Source organism: Halomonas sp. KM072 (assembly GCF_050710315.1).
GTDB lineage: Bacteria > Pseudomonadota > Gammaproteobacteria > Pseudomonadales > Halomonadaceae > Vreelandella > Vreelandella hamiltonii.
The window spans coordinates 815,368-830,693 of the sequence record NZ_CP136132.1 but is presented as its reverse complement, the minus strand read 5'-3'; the positions used below and the strand labels follow the sequence as shown (position 1 = coordinate 830,693).

The following is a 15,326-nucleotide window of genomic DNA, read 5'->3' as shown; positions in this document are numbered from 1 at the left end:
ATTGACGGGGGCGTAGTTTACCCTGCCTGCGCTGCAAACGCTTGCCGAGGCAGCCTCGCCTGCCAGTTTTCCTGCTGCTCCAGGGCGGCAGCCAACTGCAGCAACTGGCGGTCTTCCCCCAGCCGCCCAACCACTTGCACCCCCACGGGCAAGCCGCTTTGCGCCACGTGCATCGGCAGCGACATGGCAGGCTGGCCAGTCAGGTTGGCCAACTGGGTAAAGGGCGTACGGCTCAGGGCATCGACGGCCAGGCGCTTCAACAGCCCCGCCTTCAGTGCCAGCGCGGGCAGGCCCGGCACCGCCAGCAGCGCCATCACCCGTTCGCGCAGGGCCGACGGGTACAGCTCCCCTAACCGAGGCGCGGTGTCTGCGGCCACGGGCAGCACCAGCACATCATGACGCTGATGAAACTGGCTCATCTGCTCGGCGGCCACGTGCCAGTAGCGCTTGGCCGTCTCGTACTCCCAGGCAGAGAGTTTGGCACCCAGGCGGCCAATGGCTCGGGTAGAAGGCTCCAGAGGCAGGCGGCCGAGCGGCACGCCGGTTTGCTGACTGATCCAGCGCAGGTCTGCCGCCAAGTGACCCAGGTAGAGCGTCAGGTAACTGTCGGCAAGCGCCTCACCGTCGACCGGCGGGTCACACCACGCTACCGTGTGCCCCATCTCCTCCAGCCGCTGGGCGGTTTTCTCGATGGCCGTTTTCACCTCTGGATTCAACCGTGTACCCAAACTGCGCCCAAAAGGCTCCCCCAGAGAGATCGCCACCCGCAAGGGTGGGCAGGGTTTCGACAGCGCCTCCACATAGCCGCGTTCCGCAAGCACCGGGTAAGGGCCCGAAGGCGCCATGCCGTTGACCTCTTCCAGCAGGGCCGCACTGTCACGCACGCTCCGCGTGATCGCATGCTCAACGACTGCTCCCTGCCACACCTCACCATGGGCTGGCGCCAGCGGCACGCGGCCCCTGGAAGGCTTGAACCCGAACAGCCCGCAATAGCTGGCAGGGATACGAATGGAACCGCCGCCATCGCCTGCCAACGCCAAGGGCACCATACCCCCGGCCACCGCGGCCGCCGCCCCACCGCTGGAACCACCGGGCGAATAGCCTGCGCACCACGGGTTTTCAGGGTGGGCAAATGCCTTGGGCTCCGTGATGCCCATCAAGCCAAGCTCCGGCGTGGCCGTTTGGCCCACCACCACCAGCCCCGCCCTGCGCGAGCGCTGGATGAACAGCGAGTCCTCGGCAGGCCGCCAGTCGCGTAACGCAGCACTGCCGAACGCCAAGGGCTCCCCTTTGAGGGCCATCAACAAATCCTTGCTCAAGGTGGGCACACCGGCAAAACAGGCCGAACTTTCTACCTGCTGGCTTTCACGACGCGCCTGCTCGACCCGCATGCGCACCACGGCCTGTAGCGCCGGGTTAGCCTGCTCGATGGCCACCAGCGCGGCCTCCAGCACCTCTTCCCAGCTCACCTGCCCGCCACGAATCAGCGCTGCCAGCCCCGTTGCGTCGTACTGTTGATACTCGTGCACGTGCATCGCCACCCTCCCGGTTTTCTTTCAGCGTAGCAAAGGCTGCTCGAGCATTGGCCACACGTGCCTTGACCATATGGGCATATTGTCTTGGCGATATAAAGGTATTAAGGTGAGACCTCACCATGGGAACGTTCCCATTTTACTCATTTGCATCAGGTCGTCGTGCTCATGCTCTCCTCACGCGCAACGCTCATCGAAGTCGCTCGGCTGGCAGGTACGTCCAAAACCAGCGTTTCACGTTTCTTCGGCCCGGAGCGAGACAGGCTGTCTGCTGCCTTGCAGGCGCGTATCGATCAAGCGGCCAAGAGCCTTGGCTACTCCCCCAACCAAATGGCACGGGGCTTGAAAGGCAGCGGATCCAGACTGCTGGGCATGCTGGTCGCCGACATACGCAACCCGTTTTCCGTGGCCATCGTTCATGGAGTAGAGCAAGCGGCACGGGCACAGGGTTACTCGCTGATCGTGTGCAATACCGATAACGACCCCGAGCTGGAAACACGGCATCTGGCCTCGCTATCGTCCTACCGAGTGGAGGGATTGATCGTCAATGCGGCCGGGCAGCCAGAGCGCGCCTTGAAAGCCTGGGCGCACAACGGTATCCCCCTGGCCCTCATCGACCGCGACGTCGCCAACCTGGACGCCGAGACCATCGGCCTCGATAACGCACTGGCCATCGACCTGGCGCTGGAACACCTCATGCAGCGGGGGTATCGCGCGGTACTGTATGTCAGCGAGCCCCCCCAGTTGGCCAGCGCTCGCCAGGAGCGGCTGCAGCGCTTTCGACAACGCGTGACGTCACTGGGCATACAGGGCGAAACCTTGACATCCCTCGACAACCCACAGGCAGCCTCACGGCTGCGCGGCTTCGTTCAACGCCATCGCCAGGCCCCTTGCGCCGTACTATGCGCCAACGGCAACGCCACCCTGGCCATGGTTCGCCATTTCCAGCACCAGGCCATTTCTCTGGGGCCCGTCGGCCTGATCGGTATAGACGAGCTTGAGTGGTGCGCCCTGGTGCCTCCGGGCATCACCACGCTGGCCCAGCCCACCAACGCCATTGGCCAGGCCGCCGTGACCAGCCTGCTGAACCAGATCACACGGTTGACTGCCCCCCAGGCGATAGAGCAACCGGTGCAGTACCGCCATGCGCCCACTCTCATTGCCCGAGGCAGCACTCACCGCCAGGGCCTGCAAACCAACACGACAACCCAAGACAACACGTGAGGCCCCGATGACACACCCCAAACCCTCCCCCAGCGTTCTCACCTTTGGCGAAGCCATGGCCATGTTCGTGGCAGAGACTCCCGGCGAACTGGCCACCGTGGAGCATTTTCAGCGGCGCCTGGCGGGGGCGGACAACAACGTCGCCATAGGCCTGGCCCGGCTGGGATTTGACGTGGCCTGGATGAGCCGCGTAGGTAGCGACAGCTTCGGGCAGTTCATTCGCCAGGCACTGGAAGCAGAAGGGGTAGACAGCCGCCATATTCATACCGACCCCAGCCACCCCACCGGCCTGCTGTTCAAGGAGCGTGCCAAGCGCGGGGCAGACCCCAAGGTCACTTACTTCAGGCGAGGCAGTGCTGCCAGCCATCTGTGCATCGAAGACGCCAAAAGCGTCGATATGGCCGCCCTCACCCACCTGCATGCCACCGGCATCACGCCTGCGCTTTCCGAAAGCGCCGCGCAGTTGAGCCGCCATATGATGCAGCAAGCGCGCGCGGCGGGCGCCAGCGTCTCTTTCGACCCCAACCTTCGCCCAACGCTTTGGCCCAGTGATGCCCTGATGCGCGATACCCTCAACGCCTTGGCCGCCCTGGCCGACTGGGTGCTGCCGGGCTTGTCCGAGGGCCGCCTGCTCACTGGGCAAACATCGCCCGAGGCCATCGCCGACTTCTACCTGGAACGAGGCGTCAAGGCGGTCATCATCAAGCTGGGCCCAGAAGGCAGTTATTATCGAGGAGTGCTGGGCGGCCAGCTGGAAAGCTTTAGCGTGCCCGGCCAGCCGGTTGCCACCGTGGTCGATACGGTCGGCGCCGGTGACGGCTTTGCCGTCGGTGTGATCAGTGCGCTGCTGGATGGTCTGCCCCACCTAAAGGCACTGCAGCGCGGCAACCTGATCGGTGCTCAGGCGGTGCAAGTGGTTGGCGACATGGAGGGCCTGCCGACCCGCCAGCAGCTCATGCAGCTGGAGCAGCCCTGACACCCCCACCCCGTCATGATCACTGGAGAGCACATGAAACCGCGTATCATCGTTTCAGGGCGTCTCAGCCCTGCCCAACTGGCCGAACTGGACGAGCACTTCCAGCTCATCGAGCTGGAAAGCCCACTGGAGCTGACTCAGCCCAACGTGCGCGAAGCGCTGCGAGAGGCACAAGGGATCATCGGCTCCAGACTGCTCATCACCGATGAGCTGCTGGAAGCCTCCCCTGCCCTCAAGGTCATCGCCACCATTTCCGTCGGCTATGACCATCTGCCCGTCGATGAACTGACCCGGCGCGGCATCCTGGTATGCAACACCCCGGATGTGCTTACAGAAACGACGGCAGATACCGGCTTTGCGCTCATCATGGCCACCGCACGCCGAGTGGTGGAACTGGCCAATTGGGTCAAGGCGAATCAGTGGCAACAGAGCCTTGGCCCAGCGCTGTTCGGCAGCGACGTGTACGGCAAAACCTTAGGCATGGTGGGGTTTGGTCGCATCGGCCAGGCAGTGGCCAAGCGCGGCGCCCTGGGCTTTGGAATGCGCATCCTCTACTCCAATGCGTCCCCCAAGCCAGACCTCGAACAGGCGCTGGGCGCCCAGCGGCGTGAGCTGAACGCACTGCTGGCCGAGTCCGATTTCGTGTGTCTGACGGTCCCTCTGACCGCCGACACGGAACACCTCATCGGTGCTGCCGAACTTGCCCGCATGAAGCCCTCGGCCATTCTGGTCAACATTGCCCGCGGCAAGGTGGTCGACGAACCCGCCCTGATCGAAGCGCTGCAACAGGGCGTGATCAAGGCCGCCGGGCTGGACGTGTTTGCGCAAGAGCCTTTGGCCCATGACTCGGCCTTGCTGCAGATGACCAACGTGGTCGCACTGCCGCATATAGGCTCAGCCACCCATGAAACCCGAGACGCCATGGCACAACGCGCGGTGGACAATATCCGCATGGCCCTGCAAGGTCAGCGCCCAATCAGCCTGGTCAACGAGGAAGTATGGAAATGAGCACGACTGGCCAATCGGCGGAACATGCCGCCTACTGCTTGTTGTTCGATTGTGACGGCACGCTGGTCGACAGCGAGACGCTGCTCGCTGACGTGATGGGCGACGTTCTTCCAGAGTACGGGCTGCCCTTTACGGCCCGGCAATACATGGCGGAGTTTCGCGGAGTACGTTTTCACACCATCGTGCATACCCTGGAGGAGCGCTTTCAAGCGCTGGAAGAAACCCGATTGATACAGCTCGAAGCCGCCATGCGCGCGCGCATGGAAGCACGCATGCAGGCCGAGCTACTGGCCATAGAAGGCATGCCGGATGCGTTGGCCCAACTGGCCCACCACCCCAAGGCGGTGGTATCCAACGGCCCCGAGCGCAAAATCCGCTGCGCCCTGGAGTGCACGCAGCTGACACACCATTTTGCGGGCAACCTGTTCAGCGCCTATACCCTGAACGTCTGGAAACCCGATCCGCAGCTGTACTTGAAGGCCGCTGCCGCCATGAGCTACGCCCCACAACAGTGCGTGGTCATCGACGATGCCGCCGTAGGCGTGCAGGCTGGCCTGGCGGCAGGCATGCACGTCATCCACCTGAACCACTTCCCGGAAGAAGAGGCCACCCCCGCAGGCGCGATCGGCATTCATCATGCCAGCGAGCTGCCGGAGGTACTTACACGGCTACACGAATAATCACACAGGACCCGACACATAACATTTAAAAAGCATCAATAAACGATTGATCCGCTTCAGTCTGCTGCCAGATCACACAGCGATCTCGTCCACGGTGCTTCGCCTGATAAAGCGCCTGGTCTGCCATCTTGATCAGCGAATGTCGGCTGTCGGTATGCTCGGGATACGCCGCAATACCGCACGAAAGCGTGATGTAGCCCAACGGTTGCTGGTGATGGAACAGGGCATGGGTACGCAGCGTCTGCAACAGCTCGTTGGCCCGTCGTTCGGCTTCATCCAGGTCGGTCACCGGCAGCAGCGCCACGAACTCCTCCCCACCCAGGCGGCACACCACATCGCTCCCGCGAAAGCAGCGTGTCAGCAGGTTGGCGACTTCGATCAACACCGCATCGCCCACATCATGGCCAAAGCTGTCGTTGACGTTCTTGAAGTGATCGATGTCGATCATCAACAGGCAAAGCGGCTGCCCACTCTGGGCGGCGCGCTCCATCTCTTCATCCAGCAGCGTATCGAAGTGGCGCCGGTTGGGCAGCCCGGTCAAGGCGTCCTGGAGCGACAATCCCTTCAACTGGTCCACCAGTTGATCCAGCTCCGCCGTGCGCGACTTCACCTGCGCCTCCAGCGTCAGGTTCGCCAGCGCCAGCTGCCGCTGCGTGAAACGGTAATGCCACAGCGAGACCCCCACGATGGCCATCGAAAAGCCCAGCGCCCCAAAGCTCAAAGGCACTTGCCGCAGCGCCACCAGCCGGTGGGCCACCAGCATATCGAGCACCAGCAAAGGCGCGAACATCACAAAGCTGAACACCAGCAAACGTTGCTCCAACGCCAAGCGGCGCCATGCCACCAGGGTGATCAGCAGCATGCAGGGCAACGTCAGCAACAGCAGCACGTCAAACACGGGAAAGGTCAAGGCCAGGTTCAAGAAGCCGAACTGCACCAGCCCCATTGTCACCACCAGATACCCCAGATGAAGCTGCCAGAAACGCGCCATCCAGCGCTTGGCCGACCCCACCAACCAGTGGCTCAACAGCAGCCCCATGGCAATGGGCAAGGTAAAATAACTGGCGGCGCGCAGCGTGTCCCAAGCCAAGGGGGCATCGGCGATCAGCTGCCTGGCAGGCGTTTCGGCCAACAGCATCAATCCGGAAGCACAGGCGAACAGCGCCGTGGCGCCAAAGCCTCGCCGGTCAGGGCCCATCAGCGCAAAAATACCCGCAAGCGTTGCCAACAACAGGCTGAACGCACTGACCGCCAGGTCTTTTGCTGACGCCTTCAACATCGCCTTGAGGGCGCCCAGACGGTCCATGACCCGAACATCGCCCCATAAACCAATGCTGGTGTAGTCCGAATAGATGCGTATTGACAGGGTCTGGCCCGCAAAATCGTCGGGCAGCGGAATCAAATGCCACGGCCAACCAATGAAGCGCGGCTGCTGCATATCGCCGTGCTCATAAATCAGCTCATCCCCTAAAAACACCTGCCCGACCAGATTGATGCTGGTGATGTGGATCACCGGATCACGCCAGTTTCCCTCAGGCAGTACGGTCCTGAACCAGACATATTGCCGCCCCTCGCGCTCGGGCGGGTTCGACGGAAAGGCAATGGCCTGCCAATCGCGGCTCGGCTCCGATAACCAGAGTGGCTCCCCTTCGCTGTCCAATGGCGAGTCCCCCCAACGGTACTCCCACTCCCCCAATGGAGAAGGGCCCTGGTAGCCGTGAGCCAGCCCAGAAAGTGCCAGCAGGGCACACAGAGCAGGCCACCCCGCCAGGGTACGCCATCGAGAAAGAAGCATCGCCATGACCACGTGCACTATCAGCCACCCAATAGGATTAGAAGTTATCCAGCCGTTCCGTACGGTAAAGATGCCATTCATTCTCTACCCGGCCATCTGGCAAGCGGCAATAACGCCCCGTACCCAAACGGCTTTCACGGGTGATACGCTCGCCTCCCCGTGCCTCACAATGTTCAGCCGCCGCCGCTTGCATGCTCGGCGCCTGCTCACCCCCTGCCGTGGCACATCCCGCCAGCAGTGCGGTCATCCCTACCGCTATCCACAGAGGCCAATAACGTAATCTCATGTCATTTTCCTCAACGCAATGTCAGCTGTGCGACCTGCAGTGTCGCACCTTGCCAGTACGCTGCCTTCATCGACACAAAGGAGGCAGCGCAATGGACCCTATGACGCCAACGGCAGTACAGCAGCAACTGGCCCGACAAGAGCAACGAAAGTGGGAGCAAGACCGTCTCGAATGGGCAGACTCACATCCAATGATGGCACTGCTCAGCGAATGCCTGACGCTTAGCCCACTGATCAGCCAGCGGTTCGATACCGCCAGCACCGATGGCCGTCATCTCTATTTTTCTCCCGACTATAGCGCTTCTTTGACGAACGAGTCGCGACGTTTTTTACACGCACACCTCATCTGGCACTGCATGGCCGGCCACCTGAGTGCCCCACTGGTAGCACATCGTCATCGCTGGCACCTGGCCTGCGACCATGAAGTCAACGCCCTGCTGCTGGCACTGGACTTCCCCCTGCCCTGTAACGCGCTCCTCTTCCCCGTCTGCATAGGACGCAGCGCCCTGGACGTATACCAATGGCTGGAAGGACACCCCGACACATCGCTGGAGTCCACCATCGACGTGCATCCCGCCGCCCTTTGGAGCCACCTGCCGGGCACGGCGCCTGATCAACGTGTTCTTGCCCTGTGGCGTCGGCGCGCGCACATGGCCGCCCGAGAAACAGGCACGCTGCCCGAAAGTGTCGCTAAGTTTTGTGGGGCGCGATAAACTAACGGTTCGCTAACGAACGCTTTCTTTTTGCCAGGGTTGGCCGTCATGTCCGATGCACGCGATACGCTCTTTCGTCATATCACCATGCTTCAGCTGATACCGCGCTACCCTGGCTGGATATCGACCCCGGCCCTCAAGGAAAAGCTGGCCGAACATGGCTTTTTGGTCGATATCCGTTCACTGCAACGCGACCTGGGCCAAAAGCTCTCCAGCCAATTTCCGATTGGTTGCGACGACAGCCAAATAAACTCGCTGCCTATTTATACAAACTCTTCTGTATCAATATCTGCCTGCTGCGCTTCGTTATAACGAGCACCGGCGATTTCTCCAGGCAGCATCATTTTATTGAGTTGTACCAAATCCTCATCGCTTAATACCACCTGCTCGGCGTAGAGGTTTTCCTGCATATGGCTAACGGAGCGCGACCCAGGAATGGGAATGACATGGTCGCCCTGCGCCTTTACCCAAGCAAGCGCCAGCTGGGCAGGCGTCATCTCTAAATCGTTCGACATCGCATTAAAATGCGCCAGCAGCGTCAGGTTATGGGTCAGATTATCGCCATTAAAGCGCGGCATCCCGGCGCGCATATCGCCTTCCACATAGGTGGTATGGGCGTGAATAGCGCCAGATAGGAACCCGCGACCTAGCGGGCTAAAGGCCACCAGCGCGGTACCCAGCTCTTTACACGCTTGGCTAAGGGCTATCTCAGGATTACGCGTCCACAGCGAGTACTCTGACTGAACGGCTGCCACCGGGTACTCAGCGTGCGCCTTACGCAATGTGTCGGCAGAGATTTCTGATAAACCCACTGCACGCAATTTACCCTCCTCTACCAATCGTCCAAGCGCGCCCACGCTCTCTTCAATGGGGACTTGACGATCCATGCGGTGAAGATAGTAGAGATCCAAATGATCGGTACCTAGGCGAGCCAAGCTCTCTTCACACTGGCGGCGCAGCGTTTCAGGCCGCCCATCAATCACCCGCTTGCCACTCTCTGGGTCCATGACCATGCCGCACTTACTGGCTAGCAGCAGCTCACGACGTTTAGACGCTAGCGCTTTTCCTAACAGGCGTTCGTTAGCCGTGCCGCCGTACAGCGTAGCGGTATCGAAATGGCGGTAGCCCATTTCAAAGGCGTCGTTCAGCGCTCTGATACCTTCCTCTTCCGGCACATACTGCCCGTAGCCGTGAGAAAGGTTCATACAGCCAAGCCCAATACGTGGCGATGCGACTTCCTTCAAACGTTCGTAAAACCCAGACATTTGAAAACCTCAATAGAGTTCCAAGGCAACACAGTAAGGTAAGGCTGCTGCCTTGGGAACGCTATGCGGGTAGATAAACGGATCATCTTCCGCGTGCACGATCAGCGTAGGCACCTGAATGGCCGAGACAAAATAGGCGCTGCTACTGCGCTTATAATACTCATCGGCGCTTGCGAACCATGCAAGGGGGCCGTGACGCGACCATCAAAATCCCAAAACGTCTTCATGCCTTCTAACGTTTCAAGACGGTGCGCGACACCGCCACACAGGCAGCGCTCGGGGTAGGCTATTTAGAGGTGACCGGCTATGAGGATCTCAGCGCTGAGTAGCTCGCCCCTCAAAAGGCAACCGGCTGCCAGCCTTCTGGCGAACAGCGCTCTAGGCCACCTTCTCCCAAACGAGTGAGCCACAGCCAGCGGTGGTTGATTAAATCCGCCACCACCGGCTGGCGTTCAATAATCGCTTCGATGCGCTCTCTGGGCGCGTCGATCACCACGGTTAAGCGCAGCGGCTCATGATGAAGCTTCTCACCATCGCGCAGCGACTGCTCCGGCAAGCCAATGCGCAGTTGGGGCGAATTACCTTCAATAACGCCCACATGGCCACCCACCACTGAATGCAGCAGCTTATTGCCCGCGCCGTACAGCCCAGGCACCACGGTAGACGCGTAGTACTGCAGGTTGATCCAACTGGCCACCAGCATTGGTGCCATCATCAGCCCTTCTAACACCTTGCCTTCCGGATCTTGCTCTGGGCGGTAGTCGTGTAAGAACGCGCGCCCGTCCAGCGCTTTCCCTTGGGTACGCGCCCGTGGCGCTAAAATAAGCGCGGCGTTATTTACCAACCCCCACTCAGGCCGTGGTTGCGACCAGTCGGCACCGCGCGTCGCGAAGGTTTTCAGGCGCTCAATAGGGTCGGCGTCATCCACCCCCAGGTCAGGTGCCCGCTCTAGACGAGTAGCCTCACCCGCCACGTGTACACCGCTTTCAAATGCTGCCAGCGCGTCTTCTAGCGCTTCGGGCATCTGCTCATCCCGATAGACGTGCACGCGGTCGGTGAGCGTGCAGTGGGTGGCGGCCAATACGTGAAAAGGGCTAGGCAACGTGATACCTGCGTGTTGTACGGCCTGCTGTACTTCCGGGTCGTTCAGCAGCGCAGCGGCCACTCGCGCATTCATGCCGCCGCCCTGCCCGCCGCAGGCCCCGCAGGTCAGTCCGGCGTGATGCGGGTTGTTTTCGCTTTGGGAGTCGTGGCCCACCAGCACCAGCAGCGACGCCGTGGGGGTTCCCAGTAGCGTTAGCAGGTTTTTCGCCAGCGCTATTTTTTCATGGCGGGCAATTGGCTCGCCGTCGTAGGTGTGAAAAAGCCCGGCGGGCGCTTCGCACTGGGGCACGGTTGCCTGTTTACGCAGGCTGTCTTTAATCAGCTTCCAGCCCCAGGCAATGCCGGTTGTTTCCACCAGGGTAAAGGTTGAAAGCGGCGCGTACTTCGCGTGGCGCACGCTTTGGCGCTGGCTCTCTTTTTGATAGCGCTGAACGCCCCGCTGCTGCGGCTGCAACGAGCCCACCCGATAAATCGGTTTTAACAACCCCGGCACGCGGGGCTGGGCACGCTCAGGCCCTGTAGCCGCATCGGCCACCGGCATAGCGAAGAACCCCGCGACGCCTAATGTGGCAACGGTAGGGGTGGCCTGCTCTAAATGGCGACGGAACCGCTCAGAGCGCACGTCGATACAGAACGCAGCCTGTACCTTGGGAGCGGAGGAAGACTCGGCACTCGGCGTGGCTAACGTCATGGCTAGCGTCCGCTGATAACCCAACTCATAGGCGTGCTGCCAGCACCACAGCGCCTCATGCGGAAAAGTCATGGCGGCACCGGCGGTTTGCCACTGGGCAAACCACTCGCTCTGTTGGATGCTGGTGAGCTGCTCAACGCCTATCCACTCCCATGCCAGTACCATGGCAGCCAGCTGGGTGATGCCCGCCTCTGCCTGCTGGTGGGCAGTATGCCAACCAATGCCTTGGCACCAGGAAGCCCAGCCGTTAACCCGTAGCAGCAGCGTGTGGGCTAGCGCCTCAAACGCTTCTGGGGTGAGCGCCCAATCCTCGGCTATTTGCGCAACCGCTGCGGCGGGGTCATCTGGCAGAGTGTGTAGCGCCTGGCGCTGCGCTTTAGGCCAGCGCAGATCGTGCTGTGCCGCCGTTTTCCAGAAGTGATAAAGCGAAGGCACAGCAGGGCTTGCCCAGCGCTGTTGATGGTGATCGAAGTAGCTCGCACAGCTCTCCGCCAGCGGGTCAAACCCATCATGCCCTGCCAGGGAATCCCAGGCGCTGCGTAGCGGCGTTACCGGCTTTGGCGGTGTTGCCAAGTAGCTCACTAAGCTCTGCTCGCTATAAGCGTAGCCGCCATGGCGCAGCGCCTGCTGTAGGTCTTGCGGGGTAATCCGACCCGATTCCCAAGCGTTACGATAAAACTCGGCAGGCATGGTCATCGGCTGCCCGGCCCGGCGGCTGAGCGCTTGGCTCACCTGCTCAATGGGCTGATGCTTCAGGCCCCACCAGGGGTTGACCGCAATCCACTGGTCCAGCGGCCACACCGGGGCAATGGCGTCGGTCGCGCGCTTTAACGCATCGCGATACTGCTCTGGCGACGGCACTGACGAATGGTGTGAGGATGTGTCTACGGCAATAGGCTGACTCATGACCACTCTCCTTTTAAACCAGGGGCAAGCGATGAAGGACGCGACCAGGCACGAATGGGGGCTACCGCATCCACCGCACGCTGAAACGGCAGTGCCAGGTAAAGCCCCTGGCTAAAGTGAACGCGCCAGCGGGCTACCCAGGCAGCCTGAGGGAACAGCGTGACGGCTCCAGCGGCCAACACTAGGCTTGCCAGCATCAGTGCCCCTAAAAGTCCTGCCGTGAGTGTTAAGGGCGTGTAGGCGCTGGGCAGTGCAGGTGCCAGCACGCTGTGTAGCAAGGCATACAACGGCACCAGGGCAAGCGCCATTCCTACCAGCGCTAAACGCTTGGGTTTGGCGGTGCCCACCGGCATGCCCAACAGCGTGCTGCCCACCGCCAAGCTAAGCAGTGCACCCAGCAGCGGATTATAGCTAACCAGCGAGGGCCACAGCATCAGTACCATCGCCGCGACAGCGGCCGCAGGCAACGCAAGAGAAAGACGCTGACGCAGCGGCGCAAGCGGCAGGCGCTCACAGCGCGAGGCCCTCACGGTACGGCCAGACGCCAAGAAGGAGTGAGCTTTGTAAAGCGAGTGCGCCAACAGGTGAGCCAGCGCCAAGGTGTACGCCCCTACGCCAATTTCGAACAGCATAAAGCCCATTTGCGCGCAGGTAGACCACGCCAGAGCATGCTTGACGGAGGTTTGGGTCAGCATCGTCATCACCGCGACCAGTGCGGTAAAACCACCCACCGCAATGAGCAGGTAGTGGCCCAGCGTTAGGCCATCAAACACCGGGAACAAACGCAGCCACACAAAGCCCCCCAGGTTAATCACCCCCGCATGCAGCAGCGCGGAGACCGGCGTGGGCGCTTCCATCACTTTGATCAACCAGCCATGCATCGGCACCTGGGCGCATTTGCACAGTGCCGCGATGGCCAGCGCCACCGAGGCGGCCTCCACCTGCCAGCCGCCAGAGGACGCCGCAGCGGCCGCAAACAGCTCAGGTAGCTGAAAGGAACCGAAACGGGCATATAAAAGCACTACCGCTACAATCAGCGCCGCATCGCCTATACGGCTAACCACAAATTTTTGCCATGCCGCCCGTTGGGCTTCCACACGCTCAGGGTAGAGCGTTAATAAGTGGTGCAGCGCCACACTCACTCCCACCCAGGCAATCAGCATCACGACCAAGTGATGGGTAAAGACCAGCAGCATCACGCTTGCCAGCACCACCAAACACCAGGGCAAAAACCGACGCTCGCCACGGTCGCCCTTTAGGTAGTTCTCTGCAAAACGCAGCAGCACCGTGCCTAACAGGCTGATGAGTAGCGCCATCCACACGGCCAAACCATCCGGATACAAGCCCAGCGGCTGAGCGGCTTCGGGCAGGCCGGTAGGTACACCCAGCGCATCCAGCACCAGTAGCCCGCCCACCGCTAGGCTCGCGACCAGCGCGCTTGCCGTTAACCAGCGGCCTATTTGCCAAGCGCGCTTCAGCGATGCGGGCGTGCTGGCCCGTGCGCTGACGCCCGCCATCACTAACAGCGAAACCGGGACCAGTAACCACAGCGCTAGCAGTGATAGCACCGTTATGTTGATAAAATGTGGCATAGCCTTTCCCCCTTAGTCATATGCCATCGACTATGCCCAGCTCGTCACCATATAAAAAATAGTTTATTTTTGATAAATCGTTCTTTAAAACAGAACGAATAGCCAACACGCAGCCTGAGGTCCCTCTGCCATGAAGCTCAACTACCATCATCTTTACTATTTTTGGCAAGTGGCGAAATCAGGCCACCTGACCCGTACGGCCGAAGCGCTGCACGTATCACAGTCGTCGCTTTCTCAGCAAATTCGTCAGTTAGAGGAGCGCCTGGGCCAAGCGCTGTTTATTCGCGAAGGGCGGCAGCTGCACCTTTCCGAAGCGGGCAGGCTGGCATTTGATTACGCGGAAACCATCTTCACCCAAGGAGAAGAGCTGAGCGCGCTGTTTGCTGAAGGCGGCCACGCCCATCGCGAAGTGGTGCGCGTCGGGGCAGTGGCCACGCTATCGCGCAACTTTCAGGAAGGATTTGTACGGCCGCTGCTGGGCCGAGACGACCTAGATTTGATACTGCAAAGCGGTGGTCTGGATGACCTGCTAAGGCGGCTTTCGGCCCACAAGCTAGACGTGGTACTCTCGAACCAGCCGGTGCGTGGCGATAGTGAACACCCCTGGCGCTCCCAGCGGTTAGCGCGCCAGCCGGTAAGTTTAATTGCAGCGCCCCTCCTCTCGCCGCCCCCCGCTTTTCCCAAAGGCTTAAACGGCCACGCGTTTATTCTACCTGGGGTTGAAAACGCCACTCGCCACGCCTTCGACCAGCTGTGCAGCCACTACCGGCTAACGCCCAAGATTGCCGCCGAAGTCGACGACATGGCAATGATGCGCCTATTGGCGCGGGACACGCAGCACATTGCCGTTATGCCCCCCGTGGTAGTACGTGACGAGCTGCACAACGGCACGCTAAAAGATTACGGCGCGCTGCCCAGCGTATGGGAAGAATTCTACGCCATTACCATTCAGCGCCGGTTCGAGTCGCCTAGCTTGAAAGCGCTGTTAACACGCACGGGGGAATCGCTGCTGGATTGAGCCAGAAGTGAACGCAACGCAATTCGCTAAGTTTGGCTAGGAATCGTGAACAACTTAATTGGCATCAAAAAAACCCGCCGAAGCGGGTTTTTTTTGCCCCCAATACAGCGCTACGTTATCTGATACCTCTCGCCAGTTCCTGCAGGCGCATCTCATTTGGCATTGCGTGGCCGGCCATCTGATTGCACCGCTCGTAGCCGACTATCAACGTTGGCACCTTGCTTGCGACCATGAAGTGAATTCACTGCTGTTAGCACTTCAGATTCCTTTACCTGCGGATGCCGTGCTCTTTCCCGTGTGTGTGGGGCGTAACGCATTGAGTGTTTACCGCTGGCTGGAGGGGCACCCTAATCTTTCAGTTGAAGCCTCCATGGATATACATCCCGCCGCCTTGTGGCATGCCTTACCTGACACCCAAGTCTCGCACAGCACCCTTATGCTTTGGAGACAACGTGCCCACCTGATCGCTAAAGAGCCAGGTGCTTTGCCAGAACAAGTCGCTACGTTTTGTGAGGCGCGCTAAACTCAACGCTTTCA

At 60.6% G+C, this 15,326-nt stretch carries 14 protein-coding genes; 8 read left to right on the top strand and 6 right to left on the bottom strand.

Features of this window, described 5'->3' with window-relative positions:
* Positions 1–17 precede the first annotated feature (17 nt).
* Positions 18–1,535 carry an amidase gene (locus RVM26_RS03730; protein ID WP_498940895.1) on the bottom strand — a complete coding sequence of 506 codons (1,518 nt, stop codon included), beginning with the start codon at positions 1,533–1,535 and terminating at the stop codon, positions 18–20.
* Positions 1,536–1,700: 165 nt separating this feature from the next.
* Between RVM26_RS03730 and RVM26_RS03725 the strand changes: the two genes are divergently transcribed.
* Genes RVM26_RS03725 through RVM26_RS03710 form a run of 4 tightly spaced genes read left to right on the top strand, consistent with a single transcriptional unit; the run spans position 1,701 to position 5,420 of the window.
* Complete coding sequence (locus tag RVM26_RS03725) at positions 1,701–2,756, top strand: LacI family DNA-binding transcriptional regulator (RefSeq protein WP_287807402.1); 1,056 nt, start codon at positions 1,701–1,703, stop codon at positions 2,754–2,756.
* A gap of 7 nt (positions 2,757–2,763) precedes the next feature.
* Positions 2,764–3,732 carry a sugar kinase gene (locus RVM26_RS03720; protein WP_287807404.1) on the top strand — a complete coding sequence of 323 codons (969 nt, stop codon included), beginning with the start codon at positions 2,764–2,766 and terminating at the stop codon, positions 3,730–3,732.
* Positions 3,733–3,765: 33 nt separating this feature from the next.
* Positions 3,766–4,740: a 2-hydroxyacid dehydrogenase gene (locus RVM26_RS03715; protein ID WP_287807406.1), complete on the top strand. Its 975-nt coding sequence runs from the start codon at positions 3,766–3,768 to the stop codon at positions 4,738–4,740.
* A complete protein-coding gene (locus RVM26_RS03710; protein ID WP_287807408.1) occupies positions 4,737–5,420 on the top strand; it encodes an HAD family hydrolase in 684 nt (227 codons plus the stop codon). Before RVM26_RS03715 ends, RVM26_RS03710 begins: the two co-directional genes overlap by 4 nt.
* A 25-nt stretch (positions 5,421–5,445) precedes the next feature.
* Here RVM26_RS03710 and RVM26_RS03705 read toward each other — a convergent pair whose 3' ends face one another.
* Positions 5,446–7,215, bottom strand: coding sequence for a GGDEF domain-containing protein (locus RVM26_RS03705; RefSeq protein WP_498940891.1), 1,770 nt, complete (start codon positions 7,213–7,215; stop codon positions 5,446–5,448).
* A gap of 37 nt (positions 7,216–7,252) precedes the next feature.
* The gene (locus RVM26_RS03700) at positions 7,253–7,501 is read right to left on the bottom strand and encodes a putative hemolysin (protein ID WP_287808809.1); all 249 of its coding nucleotides are present in this window, start codon (positions 7,499–7,501) and stop codon (positions 7,253–7,255) included.
* A gap of 91 nt (positions 7,502–7,592) precedes the next feature.
* Here RVM26_RS03700 and RVM26_RS03695 point away from each other — a divergent pair, with 91 nt between their 5' ends.
* Both RVM26_RS03695 and RVM26_RS03690 read left to right on the top strand, forming a co-directional pair.
* A complete protein-coding gene (locus RVM26_RS03695; RefSeq protein WP_498940889.1) occupies positions 7,593–8,213 on the top strand; it encodes a DUF2201 family putative metallopeptidase in 621 nt (206 codons plus the stop codon).
* A 48-nt stretch (positions 8,214–8,261) separates the two neighbouring features.
* Entirely contained in the window at positions 8,262–8,525 is a 264-nt protein-coding gene (locus RVM26_RS03690) for a hypothetical protein (RefSeq protein ID WP_498940887.1), read from the top strand.
* Here the strand turns inward: RVM26_RS03690 and RVM26_RS03685 are convergent.
* From RVM26_RS03685 to RVM26_RS03675, 3 genes are all read right to left on the bottom strand, one after another.
* A complete protein-coding gene (locus RVM26_RS03685) occupies positions 8,477–9,478 on the bottom strand; it encodes an aldo-keto reductase family protein (protein WP_498940885.1) in 1,002 nt (333 codons plus the stop codon). The two genes, RVM26_RS03690 and RVM26_RS03685, sit on opposite strands and share 49 nt — an antisense overlap.
* Before the next feature lie 337 nt (positions 9,479–9,815).
* Positions 9,816–12,179, bottom strand: coding sequence for a putative inorganic carbon transporter subunit DabA (locus RVM26_RS03680; RefSeq protein WP_498940883.1), 2,364 nt, complete (start codon positions 12,177–12,179; stop codon positions 9,816–9,818).
* On the bottom strand, positions 12,176–13,771 hold the full coding sequence (locus tag RVM26_RS03675; RefSeq protein ID WP_287808812.1) for an NADH-quinone oxidoreductase subunit L: 1,596 nt from the start codon (positions 13,769–13,771) through the stop codon (positions 12,176–12,178). Before RVM26_RS03675 ends, RVM26_RS03680 begins: the two co-directional genes overlap by 4 nt.
* A gap of 130 nt (positions 13,772–13,901) precedes the next feature.
* On the opposite strand from RVM26_RS03675, the gene RVM26_RS03670 reads away from it, so the two are divergent.
* Positions 13,902–14,789 carry a LysR family transcriptional regulator gene (locus tag RVM26_RS03670; RefSeq protein WP_287808813.1) on the top strand — a complete coding sequence of 296 codons (888 nt, stop codon included), beginning with the start codon at positions 13,902–13,904 and terminating at the stop codon, positions 14,787–14,789.
* Positions 14,790–14,847: 58 nt separating this feature from the next.
* On the top strand, positions 14,848–15,312 hold the full coding sequence (locus RVM26_RS03665; protein ID WP_498940880.1) for a DUF2201 family putative metallopeptidase: 465 nt from the start codon (positions 14,848–14,850) through the stop codon (positions 15,310–15,312).
* Positions 15,313–15,326: the final 14 nt, after the last annotated feature.